The organism is Streptococcus sp. 2018WUSS126 (assembly GCF_044427425.1).
GTDB lineage: Bacteria > Bacillota > Bacilli > Lactobacillales > Streptococcaceae > Streptococcus > Streptococcus hashimotonensis.
Genome location: NZ_JAOTGB010000018.1, coordinates 1 through 17,462 on the forward strand (window position 1 = coordinate 1; position 17,462 = coordinate 17,462).

Consider the following 17,462-nt stretch of genomic DNA (forward strand, 5'->3'; position numbering starts at 1 on the left):
AAGATCCATTTTCAGATGGCAGTTTTAGAACGAGATAAAAGCCCGTTGTTACGGGCATTAGTCAAGTAATTATAGCACTAACCTGAACGAAGTTCAGCGAACGTCTTTAGACGTCGCTGGAGAGAAACGGCTTATAGCCGGTGTACAAGCCACCCGTTTTCACGGGTGGTTATGACTTCCTTACAAAGCTGTAAGTTTTTTAATCAGAACTGTAAGAGAGTGCAGGAGAAATATTTTCTATAATAGACTCATAAGAAATAGAAAGAAGGAAAACACATGTCATTCAAATTTTTACAAGCCAAGCAAATGTTTGATAAATCACAAGAAAGCAACCATTTAGAAGAGCAAGAAAAACAAGCTGAATTTTTATTTGAACTGGAACATGAATTGTTGCACCGCAACTGGATGTATTAGGAGGAGATTATTTTGAAAACTTACAATGCTTATCAACTGAAACTGGCTATGGCTGGCTTGATGGTTCTGGATCATCTGGATATCATTCCAGGTTTTATCCCAAATCAACTTGGCTTGGTCTTTCACATGATGACTCGCTGTGTCGCAGTTTTCTTTGCCTACATGTTGGTTGAAGGCTATCTTCATACGAGTAATGTCAAAGCCTATTTGTTACGGCTGTATGGGGCAGCAGGAATCATGGCTCTTGGCAATACTCTGCTAAACAATTTTTACCAGTCAAAAGAGATTTACATGAGCAACAATATCTTTATGACCCTAGCAGTCGGATTAACTTTACTGGTTTGTCTTAGAAATTTTGCTGAACATAGTAGAAAGCAACAAATCGTTCAGGTCGTGCTGGCAGGTTTATTGACAATCTTAGGAGCTTTGTTCACAGAAGGGGGTTCGGTGGTCTTGCCCTTCATCCTCATTACATATATGGGTCGCAAATCATTAGTTAAACGCAACATCGCTTATGGAATATTGGCCCTATTGTTACTATTTTTGTCCTATCAACCTTATGAAACTATTGAGGTGACCGTTCAGATGATGCTCTACAATGCTGACTGGTTATTTATCTTGGTCTTGCCAATTCTTAGTTTTTATAATGGACAAGCAGGGCTCCGCACAGCATTTTCACGCTATTTCTTTTACATTTTCTATCCGCTACACTTGTGGCTACTGGCAACCATTGCCTTCTTTATCTAACCTTACAATCTTGTAAGTTTTTAGGTCAGAATTGTAAGAGAAGGCAGATAGAATATTTTCTATAATAGACTTATAAGAAACAGAAGGAAGGAAAATACATGTCATTCAAATTTTTACAAGCCAAGAAAATGGAAGAAAAGGTATTCTCCGAAAAAGAAAAAGCTGAACTCTTGGAACAGGCAGAATTTTTAGAGGAGCTAGCACTTGATTTGCAAAGTACAAGATTTATGGCATACTAGAGGGAGGAAACTATGAAAAAGAAAGTATTTGGCTTGCTGGCTTTGGGCAGTATAATGCTAACCGCTTGTTCTTCCTCTTCAGCAAGCCTTAGCTTTGATGTGGGCTATCAAACTTTCCATTACAAGGGAAAAGACTATGCCGTTAGCAAACAGGAAGTTGCCGAAGATAGTATTCAAGGAACAGAAGTTCAGTTTATGGAATGGCCTGTTGTCAAAGAAGAGGGTTCAGTGAAAAAAACAGTATCCTTGAATAATCTCTATGTAACATCCAGCAATGACTGGGCCATCGGTGTCCAGGATGGTTATTATAAGGTAGATTTAGAAAATAATATTGCTGAATCAGACCGAATCGACTATCAAGCATTACTTGATACAGTTGATTTATCCAAAGAAAACAATTAGGAGTTTATATGTTATTAGAAATCAATCATTTAGAAAAAGTTTACCGCACGCGCTTTTCAAAAGAGGAAACTCGTGCCTTGCAAGATGTGGATTTTAAGGTAGAAGAGGGCGAGTTTATCGCTATCATGGGTGAAAGTGGTTCTGGTAAGACGACTTTGCTCAACATTCTAGCAACCCTAGACAAGCCGACGAGGGGCTCTGTTATCTTAAACAATCAGGATATTACGAAAATCAAGGAAAGCAAGCTGGCGGATTTCCGTTTGCGTAACCTAGGCTTTGTCTTCCAAGATTTTAATCTCTTGGACACCCTGTCCATCCAAGACAATATCTTTTTACCTCTGGTATTGGCACGTACCAGTCATGAGGAAATGGAAAAACGGTTGAAAGTTTTGGCACCAAAACTGCGGATTCAAGATTTGCTGAAAAAACGTCCTTTTGAACTATCTGGTGGACAAAAGCAGCGCGTGGCCATTGCCCGTAGTTTGATTACCCAGCCACAGATTGTCCTAGCGGATGAGCCGACGGCTGCCCTAGATTACCGCAATTCGGAAGACTTGCTCAATTTGTTTGAAGACATCAACCTAGATGGACAAACCATTCTCATGGTGACCCACTCAGCCAACGCAGCCAGCCATGCCAAACGCGTTCTCTTTATCAAAGATGGTCGGATTTTCCATCAGTTATACAAGGCAGGTAAGAGCAATCAGGACTTTGCCAAGGAAATTTCGCTCAATATGTCTGCACTTTTAGGGGGTGAGTAGATGTTTTACCTCAAACTTGCTGGACAAAATATCCGAAAATCCATGGGTGTCTTTGCCCCCTTTGTTTTAGCTAGTCTAGTCCTCTTTACCTTGATTTGTTCTATGTTCTTGCTCATGCTCAGTCCAGTCATGAAAACCATGGGAACAGGTGCCGTGTCTATCGGGCTGGGTGTCGTTGTATTGACCATTTTCTCGCTGATTATGGAAATATATAGCTTTAATTTCCTCATGCAACAACGGACTAGAGAGTTCGGTCTCTACAATATGCTGGGGATGAACAAGAAGAAGGTGGCCTTGGTTGCCAGCATTGAGTTGTTTTTCATCTTCCTTTTGGTCATTTTGCTGGGATCTGCATTAGCAGGTGTATTTGCCAATGTTCTCTACTTGATTTTTGTGAATCTGACCAATTATAGTGACTTACACTTTAGTATTTTACCTCTGGCATTTGCCATGACTGCCTTTCTCTTTGCAGGCATCTTCTTCATCTTGGAATTACTGGCCATTCGGACTATTGGCAAGACCAGTCCGCTGATTTTGTTCCGAGCTAGTGAAAAGGGTGAGAAGGAGCCACGTGGGAATCTCCTCTTGGCTGCTCTCGGTGTCCTTAGCCTAGGTGTTGGATACTACCTGTCACTTTCGTCTCAATCGGCAGGTCTGGCTGTTATCTATCGTTTCTTTATCGCTGTGCTCTTTGTCATTGCGGGGACCTACTTGTTCTATATCAGTTTTATGACTTGGTATTTGAAGGCTCGGCGGAAAAACAAACGCTATTTTTACACGCCAGAGCATTTCATTACTACATCGCAGATGATTTTTCGGATGAAACAGCACGCAACAGGCTTGGCCAATATCACGCTACTTGCGGTCATGGCCTTTGTCACCATTGCGACAACGACTTCCCTCTATACAGGCATGGCAAATATGACCAGTGGACTTTATCCAAAGGAAACATCTATTACCTATCACGTTGCGGATAGAAGTCAAGGGGAAAGTGCCTATCAGCAATCGGTGCTCAGCCATTTTCCAGAAAAAGCGGAAGATAGCCTGACCTATATGACCTACCAAGCTGGTCTGGTCTATGATGGTGGCAAGGAGATTGTCATCAGTCCAGAAACCATTGCCAATCCAGACTTTAGTAAGATGGCCTTTACCTACTTCATCACCCAAGAAGATTTCAGAAAGTTGGGCAATGACTTGCCAGAACTGGCTGCCAATCAAGTTGCCTTTATGCGTCCGAGTGAAAAGCCTTTGCTAGAGAAAGTCACTTTGGGTGATAGTAGCTTTGAGAACGTAGCCAATCTTGATACAGCTATTTTCCCAGACATCACCAATACGCTCAATGCTGCCGTCATGGTGGTCAGTGATGATAGTGTCTTGGAAACCATTCGCAGTTACTATGAGTCAAATAATCCGCAAGGCTATCAGGTTAGTCTGGACTACCGTGTCTTTACCGACATGACCAATGAGGAACTAGCGAAAGTCGGTGAACAGGCAGGTGATGCCTATAATATCAGCGATGCTAGTGGAGAATCTTTTGGTTACGTCATGCAAAAAACAGACTTCAATAATATGATCATGGGCTTTACAGGTGGATTCCTCTTCACAGGCTTCTTGTTGGGCATTAGTTTCTTGCTGGGTGCTGCCTTGATTATCTACTACAAGCAGTATTCGGAAGGGCATGAGGACAAGAAATCCTACAAGATTTTACAGGAAGTGGGGATGAGCCAGCAGGCTGTCAAGAAAACCATCAACTCTCAAACACTCTTGGTCTTCTTTATGCCTTTAGCTATGGCGACCTTGCACTTTGTCGTCGCCCTGGTCATGCTCAAACAAATGTTGATAGTGTTCGGTGTGGTTTCTTCTAGCATGATTTACACGGTTAGTGGTATTACATTGCTTGCAGTTGTCTTGATCTACTTTGTCATTTACAAGTGGACCAGCCGAACCTATTATCGCATTATTGAACGGTAGAAGAAGTCTCGCTTATGCGGGATTTCTTGTTTTTTTTAAGTAATGGTGTTACAATGGTAATACCAAAGGAATACTAGAAGAGGTGAGAAAATGGCAGCTATTACTTTAAAGGTTTCTGAGCAGGACAAGCTCTTTATGCAGGCTATGGCAAAGTTTGAAGGCGTGAGTTTGTCAGAACTCATTCGGACTAAAACCCTTGAAGCCCTTGAAGACGAGTATGATGCGCGTGTGGCAGACATAGCCTGGGCAGAATACCAAGAAGACTTGGCAAACGGCATTGAGCCGATAACACTAGAACAAATGGCTGAGGAGTTGGGCATTGAGTTATAAGGTTATTTTGTCTGCTAAGGCTCAAAAGCAAATTCGAAAGATGGATAAAACCGCTGCAAGTTTGATTTTGCGCTATCTCTACAAGCATATTGACGGTTGCGACAACCCTAGACAATACGGAAAAGCCTTAACTGCCAATCGTTCTGGCCAATGGCGCTACCGTATCGGCAATTACAGGGTTATCGTCAGCATTGAAGATGACAAATTGATTGTAACGGCCCTTGAAGTCGGGCATCGGAAAGAAATATATAAATAGAAAGCCAAGACCTGTGTCCTGGCTTTTGCAGAATGAAGATGATGAAAAAAGAAAAGATTTATATTGTTGAAGATGATGAGATGATCGTCCAGCTCTTGAAACAGCATTTGGGAAAATCTTATCAGGTAGAAAGTGTGCAGAATTTCCGAGCTGTCAGTCAGGAAGTTGCTGAAATCAAACCAGACTTGGTGCTGATGGACATTAGCCTACCCTATTATAACGGTTTTTACTGGACGACAGAAATCCGTAAAACCATGACCATGCCCATTATCTTTATCTCTTCTAGCGATGATGAGATGAATGCAGTCATGGCCATGAATATGGGTGGCGATGATTTTGTATCCAAACCGTTTTCACTAGGGATTTTGGATGCCAAAATCGGTGCCTTCCTGCGTAGGGTCAATCAATTCAGCAAAACAACTGACTTGTCTATCGACCAATTCCAGCTTAGTTTGGATGGGCGTTTTTCAAGCAAATCGGAACAGGTTCAGCTCTCACCTACGGAAACTAAGATTTTATCCACCTTACTAGAAAGACAAGGGCAGATTGTCAGCAAGGAAGAACTGTTAGAAAAACTCTGGGAAAATGAAGAATTTATCGACCAGAATACACTCAATGTCAACATGACTCGTCTGCGTAAGAAGGTGAGTGAGGTGGGATTTGACCGTATTCATACTGTGCGTGGCGTGGGGTACCTGGTCAAATGATAGCAAAATTTATCCGAGAATACCGTAGTTTTTATTTCGCCTATCTGGTCTTGGCTGGTAGTTTTATCTTGCTCTTTTTACTTTACAAACTGCCCACCGAATTCCTGCAAAACGCTCTGCTATTGTCCCTAACCCTCTTAATCCTTCTGACTGCAGGGCTTTTCTGGAAGTTTCGCAACCGCATGAGAGCCTTGGAAGACTATGTCCATGAAGAAGCTCTGCCCCTGCTTAATAAGCCTGTGGACCTTGCCTATCTCAACTTGATTGAAGCGGAGAAGGAGGCGACGCGGGAGCAGCTCTTGGACTATAAGTCACGAGAAGAGGATCTGCAAGCCATGGTCAAAATGTGGTCCCATCAGATGAAAGTGCCTTTGGCTGCCCTGTCTTTGATGAGCCAGACTGATAATCTCAACCAGCAGGATGTCAATCACCAGCTCTTACGCTTGGACAATTATATGGCAAATCTCCTCAACTACCTCAAACTGACCAACCATGCCAGCGATTTTCGCTTTGAGCAGGTGGAAGTAAGAGAAGTAGTGGTAGATTTGGTCAAAAAATACCGCAATCAGTTCTTACAAAAAGACATTTCACTGAGCATCAATGGAAATTGGTTACTGAAAACCGACAGAAAGTGGCTTAGTTTTGCCCTGTCACAGATCATCGACAACGCCCTCAAGTACAATAAGACTGGTGGTAAGGTGGCCATTGAATTGAATGAGGGAATTTCCATTTCCGATACGGGGATTGGGATTCTGGCAGAAGACATTCCACGCCTATTTGATGAGGGATTTACAGGTTTTAATGGCCGCGAACACCAAAAAGCCACAGGATTTGGATTGTATCTGACCAAGCGGGTCTTGAATCAGTTGGAACTAGCTATTTCCGTGGAAAGTCAATTGGAAGTTGGTACAACTGTAAGCATTACTAAAGTACAGTGAAAGCTGTGCTTTTTTCATTTTGAAAGCGTTTTGAAATTATGCTATACTAGAATAACTGATAAAGTCATTTAGTTTGCTTTTAGTACTAGGCAACGAGCTGCAGGCAGTACTGGAGTACGGCAAAGCGAGTTAACGACGTAATAAAAGATAAACTAAACGACGATTAGGAGGTTACTATGTCCCATCATCACATCTTGCAAAATGGATCAGATATTCGTGGAATTGCTATCGCTACAGACGAATATGCTGTCAATCTTACTCCACAAGCCACCAAGGAAGTGGTTCGCGGACTTATTCATTGGCTAACTCAGAAGCCAGAACTGGCGCAGGCCTATCAAAAAGGCCAATTGACCATCGGTATCGGTCGAGACAGCCGCCTCAGCGGTCCAGATTTGGTCACAGCCTTTACAGAAGAAGCCGTTCGTCTGGGGGTTCAGCTGATTGACTTTGGCATGGCCACCACGCCAGCTCTCTTCATGAGCACCCAGTATCCTCAGTTCAAGTGCCACGCTGGTGTCATGATCACTGCCAGCCACCTGCCTTATTACTTCAACGGTATTAAGATTTTTTCGGAAAATGGCGGAGCAGAGCACGAAGATATTGACTTCATCCTCTCGCATAGTGAAGACTTGCCAGCTTCTTCCCTTGGAAGTGTCACCAGTGCAGACCTGATTACGCCTTATGCCCAAGACTTGGTTGGTAAAATTCGTACCGCCTGTGGTGGACAAGAAAAACCACTGACAGGTCTTAATATTATCGTCGATGCTGGAAACGGTGCAGGCGGATTTTTTGCTGAGAAAGTTTTGGCAGAATTGGGAGCAGATACCACAGGCTCACAATTCCTAGACCCAGACGGAACCTTCCCAAACCATGTTCCAAACCCAGACAACAAGGAAGCTATGGAAAGCATTCGCCAGGCCGTCCTGAAGCAAGGCGCAGACCTTGGTATTATCTTTGATACCGACGTTGACCGTGCCGCCCTGGTCACCAAGTCAGGAGAAATTCTCAATCGTAACAACCTGATTGCCGTTCTCAGTCAGATTGTCCTAGCTGAACATCCAGGAACCAGCATTGTGACCAATTCCCCAACAACTGAGCATCTTAAAGTCTTTATAGAAAGCCTGGGTGGCAAACAAATTCGCTATATTTCAGGCTATCGCAATGTGATTAACCGTGCTATTTTAGCAAATCAAGAGGGAGTTGATTGCCAGTTGGCTATCGAAACCTCAGGACACGCTGCCTTTAAGGAAAATTACTTCCTTGATGACGGAACTTATGTGGCGGCTAAGATCCTCATGCTCTTACCAAAACTGCAAGCGGAAGGCAAGTCCTTGGACGACTTGATTGCCCAGCTTAAACAACCGCTGGAAACCCAAGAAGTGCGTTTCAAACTAGAAGCGGCAGACTATCGAGCACTGGGTGAACAGGTCATTGCTGACCTCCGCCAAACCAGCCTCGAAGGCTTTGCTTTTAACCCAGAGAACGAAGAAGGAGTGCGGTTTGACCTGACTGAGCCTTATGGTGACGGCTGGCTCTTGCTCCGTATGAGTCTCCACGAGCCACTATTGGTCTTGCAGGTGGAGAATGACCAGACTGGCTATATTCCTGCCGTTTTACAAACACTCTCAACCTTTTTGGAACAGTACCCAGCAGTCAATCAGGACAAATTGAAAGAATTGATTTAGATTGAGTAGAAAAAGGAGTAAGTTTGAGCTTACTCCTTTATTAATTTGCATAATTAAATTTACGCAACATCACAACTGATCCAGAGCATTTTTCTGCTCATCGTTGACGATATGGGTATAGAGGTCGGTTACCTGGGTATTGGCGTGGCCCAGCTGATGACTGACCAGAACTTGCGACTTGGTGGCGTCGTAGAGTCGTGTTGCCAGCGTGTGACGGAGTTTGTGGGGTGTCACACGTATCTTGAAGTCCGCAGAATATTTGGCAACCATTTTTTCGATAGAAGAAGCGTCGATACGATTGGGCAGACCACGGTATTCAGACAAGAAGAAGGCTGTATCCGTTTTTTCAGCCTTGTAGCGTTGTTGACGGATGCTCATATAGGCTTCCAGATAGGGCTTAGCAAAACCAGCTACATTGACCAAGTCCCGTTTACCACCTTTACGGGTTACTTCGATAATCATCATATTGAGGTTTACATCTCGAAGATCCAAATTCACTGCTTCTGACAGACGGACGCCAGAAGCCAAGAGAAGTGCCAGAATCGCCAAATCCCGCTCCTTATTTTTCTGGAAGGATGAGAGGGCACGTTTGGATAACTTTACCTGATATTCTTTATCGACATAGTCCAAGAACTCCATCGTTTCATCGCCCAAAAAGAGCTTTTGCTTGATGTTCTCCGCCCGCGCTGCCAAAGTTTCCTTCTTCTTCTTGGTGGACACCTTCTTCATGACATTGCGGTAGAAGTAGGGCTCGCCCTGCTCATTTTCCACTTCTTCGGTTAAATACTTGAAGAGGCTAGAAAGGGCCGACAGGGTACGATTAATGGTGGTCTGCGACACACCATTCTGCGTAGTATTGGCGTTCAGCAAGGGACGCTCCCGCAGATAAAGAATAAAAGCCTCCATATCTTTCTTGGTCAGATGTTCCAGAACATCCAGCGGAATGTCAGCAATTCGTTCGACAGCTACCAAATCTGAATCCTGTAGCCACTCAAAAAATCGACGGTATTCTTTCAAGTATTCGTACAAGGTTGTAAAACTGTAGGGCACAGACAACTTGGACTGATAATATTCCAAAACATACCAAGGCATGACTTCCTTCAGCTGATCAATTTTTTCCAATAATAACTCGCGTCTCATCATTTTCTCCTGATTTTAGCTATATGAGTAGTATAGCATAATCTTATATAAGTTTCAAGAAAATTATAGTTTTTCAGAAAGATGTATGTGAGGATATTTTTAATATAACCAAAGAAAATTGCTATAACTGGAAATTTTTTTCACACCCAAAATTTCAAAAATCTACATTATTTCACGGTAAACTTACTGAGCATTAGAATCTCCTTCGCAACCTCTTCTGGCTTCGTTTAACTTTTGCCCCGGAATATGACTTTCAAAAGCTTTTAAACAAACATCAAGATGCCTTTTGGCCCAGATGTTGTCTTCATTGACTCGATTATCTAAACGTTCTAAAATGGTTGTTTTGTCAGCTAACAAAATATAATGTTCCAAAGGAATCTTATCCTTTATCAATTGCTGAATAATCTCATGATAATATTCTTTCTTATAGATTGTCATGGGAATAATAATAATCTTATCAGTTTTAGCCGCTAAATCAAATACTATTTTATAAGTAATCTGTCGCCAAACGGAATAATCTTGAAAATCTTCAGGACATACAGTCTGAGGTAATTGATGTTGTAAGAAATCACCTAGTAACTCGGGATCATATAGATATGAGTTTTCTATTCGTTTGTGTAATATATTTGCTAAAGTAGTCTTTCCGACACCGAATGGGCCATTTAACCAAATAATCATACAGTATTCCTTTCTATTTTTACAAAAAAAGTTTACACAAAATAAATTATGTAAACTTTTTTTCTTCTATAAAATCAATAAAACGTACAATACTAGGACACTAATGATACTAAATAGCGAACCAATTAAATAGTATTCAGCAAAGGCTTGGCTTTTGGATATTTTATCATAGCGTGCGATGGACTTTGCTGTAAATACCAGTCCGATAGCTGTGTATTGCCCTAGAAGCAGAAAAATTCCCATTATGAGGCGCTCCAATTGACCAATCAAGGCTCCTGCACCTGTCACAGTCTGCTCTTCTTCTCCTTCCGCTACCTGATATTTGCTAAAGTAGAGTTTGAAAAGAATATTGACGGGCTTGCTGATCAGAAGGATAAAAAGGATTTGCAGGAGGAGATAATTTGGTTCAATCCAGAGTGAGTGTGAAGCGACATTAACACCGATAGTGTGATAAAGAATGATGATAGAGATGATATGTAGAAATTGATCAACTAGGAATGCTCCAGATTCCCAGGAGTCCTTTATCCAATGGTGTTTGTTGAGAAAATATTTGACATAGTCAATCGCAAGATGACTCAGCCAAACTTGAAAAAATAAATCTCCGTTTTGAACGGGGGTGAGTAAGGCTAGAATAAGAAAAGGGATAGCAACAATGAAAAGGTGCATGAAAAGAGCTTTCAACTGAAGCTTTTTAGCATCTGCCAGTGCTTGACTTTGGAAGGTAAAATCACTTAAAAAGTGGGCAATAAGCAAGGCGGTTAAAACTGGATGTTGAATAAGATAGCTAGAAATAACTGAAAATGACATGCTTTATCCTTCTTTCTGACTGAGCTGGAGAATCAAATTCATGGCAGTTTGACGATTACGCAGGTAGAGTTTGATTCCACTGGATTTCAAACGTTTGGTAAAGGCGCTTTGACTGAGTTTCATTTTCTCAGCAATTGGCTTTTGTGTGAAATCTTCTTGATAGATTTTTTGGGAGATTAAGGTTTCAAACAGATCCGTTTGCGAACGATTCCAAGCGGCTTTGATGAAATCGCTAGAAGTTAGCAAGGGGTTGATCACACGATCGATTTGCTTGTATTCAGATGAAAAGGCAATTTTGCTGGTACCATAGTCATGGTTGTCGTGGATGAAGTCAATAGCCTTGCGTGCTTCCCAATAAGCTGGACCATCTGCTCCAATACTTAGCTTGGGATCGATAGCTGTTAGAATCTCCCCCAAACCAATTCCAAATCGAATCTCCACCTCATCACGAAAGGCTAATTGGATTTGGTCAATCATCAAAAAAATATAAGGGTTAGGCTTGCATAAGGCTTGAAATTCATCTCCCTTTGTAATGGTAAAAGGCGATGCGAAGTCCTGAGCGAAGGAATGATTGATTCTATTCAGCTGTTGTTTTAGCCGCTCTTGGATACTAGAGCGGTTGGAAGTCTGTTTTGAATTGACAATATCTCCTATTATTGCGATATAATTCATAACTTGTCCTCTGTTTTCTATTACATTTCCATTATAACGGACAATATAAAGATTGTCCACTAAAAAGGACATTTTTAACTATTTCCATTATAATGGAAAGTGTTTGGGTTCAAAAAATCATTTTTTCTGCTTTGCTACTTCTATTTTATATTGCTGTATCTTACTTCTTCGAATAAAAAGTAAAAAAGAAGAGATTATTTTCTCTTCTTTTTGGCTTTCTTGATTTTATTGGCTTGGCGTTTCATGGCTTGTTTCATAGCAAACTCGCCGATTCTACCTTTCAAACCGCCTCCAAACATTTGGGACATATCTGGCATACCAGCCCCTCCCATCAGTTGGCTCATATCAGGCATGCCTGCACCGCCCATCATATCTTCAAGAGCAGACATATCCATACCGTTCATGTTTGGCATGTTTTTAGGGAGATTATTTGGGTTGATTCCCATTTGTTTCATCATTTTATTCATGTCGCCTGACATGACACCCTGCATCATGGTTTTCGCTTGGTTGAAATCCTTGATAAATTTATTGACTTCGACAAAGCTATTTCCAGAACCGTTAGCAATACGACGACGACGGCTCGGTGTCAACAATTCAGGATTTTCACGTTCGGCTGGCGTCATAGAAGATACGATAGCTCGTTTTCGTGCAATTTCACGCTCGTCAACTTTCAAGTTGGCAAGGGCTGGGTTACCAGCCATACCTGGAATCATCTTCAGCAGGTCTTCCATTGGTCCCATATTCTGAACTTGGTCCAATTGATCGATGAAATCGTTGAAATCAAAGGTATTCTCACGCATTTTTTCAGCGAGTTCCAATGATTTCTTCTCATCGTATTCTTTGCTGGCTTTTTCAATCAAGGTCAGCATGTCACCCATGCCCAGAATACGCGAGGACATACGGTCTGGGTGGAAGGTTTCGATGTCGGTGATTTTTTCACCAGTACCGGTGAATTTGATTGGCTGACCAGTAATGTGACGGACAGACAAGGCTGCACCACCACGTGTATCGCCGTCAATCTTGGTCAAAATCACACCAGTAATAGCCAGTTGATCATTGAACTCACGCGCAACGTTGGCAGCTTCTTGACCAATCATGGCATCGACGACCAAGAGGATTTCATTTGGATGAGCAAACTCTTTGATTTCTCTCAATTCGGCCATAAGGGCTTGGTCAATCTGCAAACGACCGGCCGTATCAATCAAGACATAGTCATTGTAATTGGCTTCAGCTTGCTCCAAACCTTGACGAACGATTTCCAGGGCAGGGACTTGATTGCCCAACTCGAATACAGGTACATCAATTTGTTGACCAAGGGTCTTCAACTGGTCAATGGCAGCTGGACGATAAATATCAGCAGCAATCAAGAGTGGACGGGCATTCTCTTCCTGCTTGAGTTTGTTAGCCAACTTACCTGTGAAGGTCGTTTTACCAGCCCCCTGCAAACCAGCCATCATAATGATAGTTGGAATTTTTGGTGATTTGATAATTTCTGAAGTTTCAGAACCCAATACAGCCGTCAATTCTTCATCAACGATTTTGATGATTTGTTGAGCAGGGTTCAAAGTGTCAATAACTTCATGACCGATAGCACGTTCACGTACTTTCTTGATGAAATCTTTGACAACTGGCAAGGCAACGTCGGCTTCTAGTAAGGCTAGACGGATTTCCTTGGTTGCTTCCTGAATATCACTCTCAGAAATTTTTCCCTTACGACGCAGATTTTTAAACACATTCTGCAAACGTTCTGTTAAGCTTTCAAAAGCCATATACTTCTCCTCTTATTCTCTATTATCAATATTGGTTAGAATAGCGATTTTTTCCTTCAAATAAGCATCTTCTGGATACTTGTTCAGTATTTCATCGAAAATCTGGCTACGCACCACATAGTCAGAATACATATGTAGCTTCATCTCGTAGTCTTCCAGTAATTTTTCTGTTCGTTTAATGTTATCATAGACCGCCTGACGGCTGACTTGAAATTCTTCAGCAATCTCAGCCAAACTGTAATCATCGGCATAATAGAGCTCAATGTAGTTCATTTGCTTGTCTGTTAGCAAGGCTGCGTAGAATTCAAATAAGGCATTCATTCGGTTGGTTTTTTCAATTTCCATAAACTTTATTATATCAAAAATTCCATATTTTATAAATAAGAAAATCCGTCATCACTAGAAAGATTACGGATTTTAAAATGTTTTGCATATTTTTTTATGTTAACTGTTTTCTAAATAGAATTCGAAACGTTCTCCAACGTACTGACTATTTACAAATTCAAATGCTTGACCATCTTCGAGATAAGATACCTGTTTTAGTGCGAGAATAGCCTGGTTTTTAGAAATTTGTAAATATTGAGCAACTTTGTCATTGGCTAAACGAGCAAAAATGGTTTGTTTGCTCGTTCCAATTCGATAACCATTGTCTATAAGTGTTTTAAAGAAATGGTTGGTAACATCTTCTTTGGGGACATTTTTTATCAAGCGTTCAGGAATGCTGGCAACCTCATACACGACAGGAACATTATCTGCATAGCGGACCCGCTCCATTCGAATAACATACTCGCCACGGGATAAACCTAATTGTTCAACTTCTTTCTCATTAGGTTTGGTTCGTGTATAGGATAATAATTTGCTGCTTGGCGTCTTTCCTTGGAGTTGTACTAATTCAGTAAAGGAAGTCGTGCCTCGCATCTTTTCTTGAACCCGTGTACTGGCGACATAAGTACCGGAACCAATCTTGCGTTGTAGCACCCCTTCCTCCACTAAAAGTGTGATTCCTTGACGGAGTGTCATACGAGAAACACCAAATTCATCTGCTAAATCGCGTTCACTTGGTAAACGTTGACCAATTTTCCAGATTCCGTTATCGATTTGTTCCTTAATTTTATCGTGAATTGTGATATATGCTGCTTTCATTTATCTAGCCTTTCTCTTCTTTCTAGTTTACCAAAAATAAAGGCGTTTGGCTAATTCAGGCTACACTCCATTGGTAAAATTCTCCTAGGCAAACAATGAAGTCAGATTACCTAAAATAAATTAAGTAAAAACAATAAAAATACGAACACTAACATTTTTATTATCATTCATAGTTTGCAAAACAGATATTTAACAAATAAAATTTGGAAAATGTTCGCTTTTATGTTAAAATAACTACTAGTATTTGAATTTTTTTCAAAACGAAAGGGAAAAACATGACAAAACAAGATGTCCAAAAAATTATTGTATTGGATTATGGTAGCCAGTACAACCAACTTATTTCACGTCGAATTCGTGAATTTGGTGTCTTTTCAGAATTGAAAAACCATAAAATTACAGCTGAGGAAGTCCGTGCCATCAATCCAATTGGTATCGTTCTTTCAGGTGGACCAAACTCTGTGTACGCAGAAAATGCCTTTGATATTGATCCAGAAATCTTTGAATTGGGTATTCCTATCTTAGGGATTTGCTATGGTATGCAGTTAATTACCCATAAATTGGGAGGTAAGGTTGTTCCTGCTGGTGAGGCTGGAAATCGTGAATATGGTCAATCAAATCTTCAACTGAAGACTGAATCAGCACTTTTTGCTGGAACACCAGAAGAGCAGCTTGTACTCATGAGCCACGGGGATGCTGTAACTGAAATTCCTGCTGATTTCCACTTGGTTGGTCTTTCTGCTGACTGTCCTTTTGCTGCTATTGAAAATACTGAACGCCGTATCTACGGTATCCAATTCCACCCAGAAGTTCGTCATTCCGTATATGGAAACGATATTTTGAAAAACTTTGCGTTTGGTATCTGTGGAGCCAAAGGCGACTGGACAATGGAAAACTTCATCGAAACAGAAATTGAAAAAATCCGCCAAACAGTCGGTGACAAGAAAGTCTTGCTTGGTTTGTCAGGCGGTGTAGATTCATCTGTTGTTGGTGTCCTGCTCCAACGCGCTATTGGTGAGCAGTTGACCTGTATCTTCGTTGACCACGGTCTTCTGCGTAAAAATGAAGGCGATCAAGTTATGGAGATGTTGGGTGGCAAGTTTGGTCTTAATATTATTCGCGTTGATGCTGCCAAACGTTTCCTAGACCTGCTTGCTGGCGTATCTGACCCTGAGAAGAAACGTAAAATCATCGGTAATGAATTTGTTTACGTATTTGACGATGAAGCGAGCAAGTTGACTGATGTTGAATTCCTAGCGCAAGGAACACTTTATACCGATATTATCGAGTCAGGAACGGATACTGCTGAGACAATCAAATCTCACCACAACGTTGGTGGTCTGCCAGAAGATATGCAGTTCAAGTTGATTGAACCGCTCAATACTCTCTTTAAGGATGAAGTTCGTGCCCTTGGTACTGCTCTTGGTATGCCGGATGAAGTTGTATGGCGCCAACCATTCCCAGGACCAGGCCTTGCCATTCGTGTCATGGGTGAAATCACTGAGGAAAAACTTCAAACCGTTCGCGAATCTGACGCTATCTTGCGTGAGGAAATTGCAAAAGCGGGTCTTGACCGCGATGTGTGGCAATATTTCACGGTTAATACTGGCGTTCGCTCCGTAGGTGTCATGGGAGATGGTCGTACCTACGATTACACCATCGCCATCCGTGCTATCACTTCTATCGATGGAATGACAGCTGACTTTGCCAAACTACCATGGGATGTTCTTCAAAAAATCTCTGTCCGCATCGTAAACGAAGTAGACCACGTCAACCGCATCGTCTATGATATAACAAGTAAACCACCAGCAACAGTTGAGTGGGAATAATATATAAGAGTAACTTTAGCTAAGAATCCTTGATTTAACAGCATTCTAACTCCTATACAAAGCATTTAAATGAGATAAATTGGTTTGAACTGTCTCCAAATTGTCTCCAAACGAAGCTCAAGGTTGGGCTTCGTTTTTTATCTGTTACTCGTAGCAAAAAGAGATAGTGATGCTTATTATTCACTATCTCTTAATTTTAAATTCAATTGTTTATCTAATCTTAAGAAGTTCAAAATTCTGTTTCACCACATTACTTAGAATAATGAATCAATAGATGACCTAATCTTTGCTGTTTCAAGTAATTGGATTGTTTGCATAACAGATTGGTAGCGTACATTATTTTGAATTGAACGAAGACTATCTTTCATCATAGCTTGGTTATATTCCACATTGTCTCGATGCTTCTCTTCCGATAATAAATTGGCAGCTTCTTTAAAATTATCTGCTCTAAAGTTTTCCAAATAGCTATAAAGTAGATAAAGGTCATTCATATTGAAATAGGTAGACGGAATAATACTTTTATATTCAAGAAATTGTTTATCTTTTAGTAGCTCTCTTCCTTTTTGACGATATGCATTTGACTCGTCGTTTGTTTCCGCTTTTACAAATTCTCTTTTTGCAAAATACTTAAAAACAAAATTTATCATAGCTAAGATAGGTGAAAACAGTGCCCAAAATACTACATAGATTAATAAAAATTGAAAGATTGTGTGCATCCCAAGTGCATATTTTCCTTGGAGAGCACCTAATACAATACAAAATAAAATAAAAATTGCAAGAGCTTTGTTATACCAAGAACGAAGCTTTATATAATTTCCTGTAATTTTATTAGCTGCTCTATCTTGCACCCTTAAAATAGCATCGTCTAAATCTTTTACGGCTTTCAGAACTTGAAAACTATAACCCAACATTTCCATGAGTTCTTCTTTAGAATAGGTATTCATAAATTTATCTCCTCACACTCACAATATTGTAAA

Annotated in this window: 20 protein-coding genes; 12 read left to right on the top strand and 8 right to left on the bottom strand. The window is 41.0% G+C overall.

The window, feature by feature from the left end; translation table 11 throughout:
- The first annotated feature begins 276 nt into the window (after nt 1-276).
- From ODU34_RS07575 to ODU34_RS07625, 11 genes are all read left to right on the top strand, one after another.
- Nucleotides 277-414: a hypothetical protein gene (locus ODU34_RS07575; protein ID WP_162841163.1), complete on the top strand. Its 138-nt coding sequence runs from the start codon at nt 277-279 to the stop codon at nt 412-414.
- A gap of 12 nt (nt 415-426) precedes the next feature.
- Nucleotides 427-1,161, top strand: a complete 735-nt coding sequence (locus ODU34_RS07580; RefSeq protein ID WP_105178807.1) for a TraX family protein — start codon at nt 427-429, stop codon at nt 1,159-1,161.
- Between the two features lie 98 nt (nt 1,162-1,259).
- The gene (locus ODU34_RS07585; RefSeq protein ID WP_105178808.1) at nt 1,260-1,400 is read left to right on the top strand and encodes a hypothetical protein; all 141 of its coding nucleotides are present in this window, start codon (nt 1,260-1,262) and stop codon (nt 1,398-1,400) included.
- Between the two features lie 12 nt (nt 1,401-1,412).
- Nucleotides 1,413-1,802: a NisI/SpaI family lantibiotic immunity lipoprotein gene (locus ODU34_RS07590; RefSeq protein WP_105178809.1), complete on the top strand. Its 390-nt coding sequence runs from the start codon at nt 1,413-1,415 to the stop codon at nt 1,800-1,802.
- Between the two features lie 8 nt (nt 1,803-1,810).
- Complete coding sequence (locus ODU34_RS07595) at nt 1,811-2,563, top strand: ABC transporter ATP-binding protein (RefSeq protein WP_024407069.1); 753 nt, start codon at nt 1,811-1,813, stop codon at nt 2,561-2,563.
- A complete protein-coding gene (locus ODU34_RS07600; protein ID WP_105178810.1) occupies nt 2,564-4,534 on the top strand; it encodes an FtsX-like permease family protein in 1,971 nt (656 codons plus the stop codon).
- A 90-nt stretch (nt 4,535-4,624) separates the two neighbouring features.
- Nucleotides 4,625-4,864: a type II toxin-antitoxin system RelB family antitoxin gene (gene relB, locus ODU34_RS07605; protein WP_015646833.1), complete on the top strand. Its 240-nt coding sequence runs from the start codon at nt 4,625-4,627 to the stop codon at nt 4,862-4,864.
- Nucleotides 4,854-5,120: a type II toxin-antitoxin system RelE/ParE family toxin gene (locus tag ODU34_RS07610; protein WP_024401228.1), complete on the top strand. Its 267-nt coding sequence runs from the start codon at nt 4,854-4,856 to the stop codon at nt 5,118-5,120. The genes relB and ODU34_RS07610 overlap by 11 nt, the downstream gene beginning before the upstream one ends.
- Before the next feature lie 38 nt (nt 5,121-5,158).
- Entirely contained in the window at nt 5,159-5,827 is a 669-nt protein-coding gene (locus ODU34_RS07615; RefSeq protein ID WP_161945422.1) for a response regulator transcription factor, read from the top strand.
- Nucleotides 5,824-6,765 (top strand): sensor histidine kinase, encoded by a 942-nt coding sequence (locus ODU34_RS07620; RefSeq protein ID WP_105141178.1) that lies wholly within the window; start codon nt 5,824-5,826, stop codon nt 6,763-6,765. The genes ODU34_RS07615 and ODU34_RS07620 overlap by 4 nt, the downstream gene beginning before the upstream one ends.
- A 176-nt stretch (nt 6,766-6,941) precedes the next feature.
- Entirely contained in the window at nt 6,942-8,450 is a 1,509-nt protein-coding gene (locus tag ODU34_RS07625) for a phosphomannomutase/phosphoglucomutase (RefSeq protein ID WP_105178811.1), read from the top strand.
- A 69-nt stretch (nt 8,451-8,519) separates the two neighbouring features.
- Here ODU34_RS07625 and xerS read toward each other — a convergent pair whose 3' ends face one another.
- From xerS to ODU34_RS07660, 7 genes are all read right to left on the bottom strand, one after another.
- The gene (gene xerS, locus ODU34_RS07630; RefSeq protein WP_105178812.1) at nt 8,520-9,590 is read right to left on the bottom strand and encodes a tyrosine recombinase XerS; all 1,071 of its coding nucleotides are present in this window, start codon (nt 9,588-9,590) and stop codon (nt 8,520-8,522) included.
- Between the two features lie 183 nt (nt 9,591-9,773).
- Nucleotides 9,774-10,268, bottom strand: a complete 495-nt coding sequence (locus ODU34_RS07635) for an AAA family ATPase (protein ID WP_238145913.1) — start codon at nt 10,266-10,268, stop codon at nt 9,774-9,776.
- A 66-nt stretch (nt 10,269-10,334) separates the two neighbouring features.
- The gene (locus ODU34_RS07640; protein ID WP_105178813.1) at nt 10,335-11,075 is read right to left on the bottom strand and encodes a DUF3307 domain-containing protein; all 741 of its coding nucleotides are present in this window, start codon (nt 11,073-11,075) and stop codon (nt 10,335-10,337) included.
- 3 nt (nt 11,076-11,078) lie between these two features.
- The gene (locus ODU34_RS07645) at nt 11,079-11,747 is read right to left on the bottom strand and encodes a SatD family protein (protein ID WP_024407060.1); all 669 of its coding nucleotides are present in this window, start codon (nt 11,745-11,747) and stop codon (nt 11,079-11,081) included.
- Between the two features lie 194 nt (nt 11,748-11,941).
- On the bottom strand, nt 11,942-13,516 hold the full coding sequence (gene ffh / locus ODU34_RS07650; protein WP_105178814.1) for a signal recognition particle protein: 1,575 nt from the start codon (nt 13,514-13,516) through the stop codon (nt 11,942-11,944).
- A gap of 12 nt (nt 13,517-13,528) precedes the next feature.
- Nucleotides 13,529-13,861: a putative DNA-binding protein gene (locus tag ODU34_RS07655; RefSeq protein WP_172013495.1), complete on the bottom strand. Its 333-nt coding sequence runs from the start codon at nt 13,859-13,861 to the stop codon at nt 13,529-13,531.
- Nucleotides 13,862-13,960: 99 nt separating this feature from the next.
- Nucleotides 13,961-14,659 carry a GntR family transcriptional regulator gene (locus ODU34_RS07660; RefSeq protein WP_024410069.1) on the bottom strand — a complete coding sequence of 233 codons (699 nt, stop codon included), beginning with the start codon at nt 14,657-14,659 and terminating at the stop codon, nt 13,961-13,963.
- A 275-nt stretch (nt 14,660-14,934) separates the two neighbouring features.
- Here ODU34_RS07660 and guaA point away from each other — a divergent pair, with 275 nt between their 5' ends.
- The gene (guaA, locus tag ODU34_RS07665) at nt 14,935-16,485 is read left to right on the top strand and encodes a glutamine-hydrolyzing GMP synthase (RefSeq protein ID WP_205015035.1); all 1,551 of its coding nucleotides are present in this window, start codon (nt 14,935-14,937) and stop codon (nt 16,483-16,485) included.
- 254 nt (nt 16,486-16,739) lie between these two features.
- Here guaA and ODU34_RS07670 read toward each other — a convergent pair whose 3' ends face one another.
- The gene (locus ODU34_RS07670) at nt 16,740-17,429 is read right to left on the bottom strand and encodes a hypothetical protein (RefSeq protein ID WP_029187251.1); all 690 of its coding nucleotides are present in this window, start codon (nt 17,427-17,429) and stop codon (nt 16,740-16,742) included.
- Nucleotides 17,430-17,462 lie beyond the last annotated feature (33 nt).

What these genes read in the sequence shown, in the direction of transcription:
- ODU34_RS07585 (WP_105178808.1), top strand. Translation starts at nt 1,260, where the DNA reads ATGTCATTCAAATTTTTACAAGCCAAGAAAATGGAAGAAAAGGTATTC.
- ODU34_RS07615 (WP_161945422.1), top strand. Translation starts at nt 5,159, where the DNA reads ATGATGAAAAAAGAAAAGATTTATATTGTTGAAGATGATGAGATGATC.
- ODU34_RS07590 (WP_105178809.1), top strand. Translation starts at nt 1,413, where the DNA reads ATGAAAAAGAAAGTATTTGGCTTGCTGGCTTTGGGCAGTATAATGCTA.
- ODU34_RS07575 (WP_162841163.1), top strand. Translation starts at nt 277, where the DNA reads ATGTCATTCAAATTTTTACAAGCCAAGCAAATGTTTGATAAATCACAA.
- xerS (WP_105178812.1), bottom strand. Translation starts at nt 9,590, where the DNA reads ATGAGACGCGAGTTATTATTGGAAAAAATTGATCAGCTGAAGGAAGTC.
- ODU34_RS07670 (WP_029187251.1), bottom strand. Translation starts at nt 17,429, where the DNA reads ATGAATACCTATTCTAAAGAAGAACTCATGGAAATGTTGGGTTATAGT.
- guaA (WP_205015035.1), top strand. Translation starts at nt 14,935, where the DNA reads ATGACAAAACAAGATGTCCAAAAAATTATTGTATTGGATTATGGTAGC.
- ODU34_RS07595 (WP_024407069.1), top strand. Translation starts at nt 1,811, where the DNA reads ATGTTATTAGAAATCAATCATTTAGAAAAAGTTTACCGCACGCGCTTT.
- ODU34_RS07625 (WP_105178811.1), top strand. Translation starts at nt 6,942, where the DNA reads ATGTCCCATCATCACATCTTGCAAAATGGATCAGATATTCGTGGAATT.
- ODU34_RS07635 (WP_238145913.1), bottom strand. Translation starts at nt 10,268, where the DNA reads ATGATTATTTGGTTAAATGGCCCATTCGGTGTCGGAAAGACTACTTTA.
- ODU34_RS07640 (WP_105178813.1), bottom strand. Translation starts at nt 11,075, where the DNA reads ATGTCATTTTCAGTTATTTCTAGCTATCTTATTCAACATCCAGTTTTA.
- ffh (WP_105178814.1), bottom strand. Translation starts at nt 13,516, where the DNA reads ATGGCTTTTGAAAGCTTAACAGAACGTTTGCAGAATGTGTTTAAAAAT.
- ODU34_RS07660 (WP_024410069.1), bottom strand. Translation starts at nt 14,659, where the DNA reads ATGAAAGCAGCATATATCACAATTCACGATAAAATTAAGGAACAAATC.
- ODU34_RS07655 (WP_172013495.1), bottom strand. Translation starts at nt 13,861, where the DNA reads ATGGAAATTGAAAAAACCAACCGAATGAATGCCTTATTTGAATTCTAC.
- relB (WP_015646833.1), top strand. Translation starts at nt 4,625, where the DNA reads ATGGCAGCTATTACTTTAAAGGTTTCTGAGCAGGACAAGCTCTTTATG.
- ODU34_RS07620 (WP_105141178.1), top strand. Translation starts at nt 5,824, where the DNA reads ATGATAGCAAAATTTATCCGAGAATACCGTAGTTTTTATTTCGCCTAT.
- ODU34_RS07600 (WP_105178810.1), top strand. Translation starts at nt 2,564, where the DNA reads ATGTTTTACCTCAAACTTGCTGGACAAAATATCCGAAAATCCATGGGT.
- ODU34_RS07645 (WP_024407060.1), bottom strand. Translation starts at nt 11,747, where the DNA reads ATGAATTATATCGCAATAATAGGAGATATTGTCAATTCAAAACAGACT.